Annotated in this window: 1 pseudogene; it reads right to left on the bottom strand. The window is 30.2% G+C overall.

From position 1 onward, the window contains the following. Positions 1–487 (bottom strand): annotated as a pseudogene (locus ACQPUY_RS17775) (phage tail spike protein); the annotation flags it as partial.

Raw genomic sequence — 487 nt, 5'->3', positions numbered from 1 at the left:
TAAGAACATCTAGAAGTGTATCTTCTACTGTTTTAACTTCTAAATCTTCCTCTGTAAAAACTGGTATATCTTCTACTGTACCTATATCTGGTGTATCTAATCTTACATTTTCATATCCTTTTCTTTTAGCTTTTAGTTCCCAAGAAAATTCTGTGTTTTCTTCTCCATATATAATAAAATAATCTTTATGTCTTTCTATTTTTCCTATAGCTCCATTATAAACTTGAGTAAACACATGGTATTCACAATCTGTATTAATGCACTCCTTGAATATATCATCTATATAAACTACACATTCACCATCGCTATTAATAACTCCAAAACCTATATCGCCAAAATAATATTCTGCCGTTTCGTAAGCATTTATTAATCTTTGTCCATAGTTTTCTGTTTCTTGCAGAGAGTTCTTAGAGCCTGTAACTGTAAAATTCCCACTAACTTGTGTATGTGTATTTAATAAAGCAGGATAACTTCTACCTGCTAATAT

The sequence above is a fragment of the Clostridium nigeriense genome, from assembly GCF_050585245.1.
In the GTDB taxonomy this organism is placed as follows: Bacteria; Bacillota; Clostridia; order Clostridiales; family Clostridiaceae; genus Clostridium; species Clostridium nigeriense_A.
Note: the sequence above shows the minus strand (reverse complement) of the source record. Positions and strands in the feature narration are given on the sequence as shown.